The organism is Pseudoalteromonas sp. CR1, from assembly GCF_019392235.1.
Classification (GTDB): domain Bacteria; phylum Pseudomonadota; class Gammaproteobacteria; order Enterobacterales; family Alteromonadaceae; genus Pseudoalteromonas.
On sequence record NZ_JAHXRM010000671.1, the window covers coordinates 1 to 231 of the forward strand.

General features: G+C 62.3%; 1 protein-coding gene. It reads left to right on the forward strand.

The features are described from left to right. The coding region (locus KZZ04_RS20970; protein ID WP_219424146.1) for a hypothetical protein at positions 1-231 on the forward strand (231 nt) is incomplete at both ends.

Here is a 231-nt window from a genome sequence, read left to right on the forward strand (position 1 = left end):
TTCGAAGGGGATCGCGATCCCGCGCACTTCGCGGCCGTCGCGGAACTGGTGCCGGGTCTGCTCATCTGTGTCGCGATTTTTTCGCTCGCGGATTCAATCAACGTGTCGTTCGCGTTTGCCTTGCGCGGCGCGGGAGACACGTGGTTCGTATCGCTGCTGACGTTCGCGCTGGCGTGGCCGATCATGGTCGTGCCGACGTTTCTGGTGGTCTGGCTGGACGGGACTATCTAC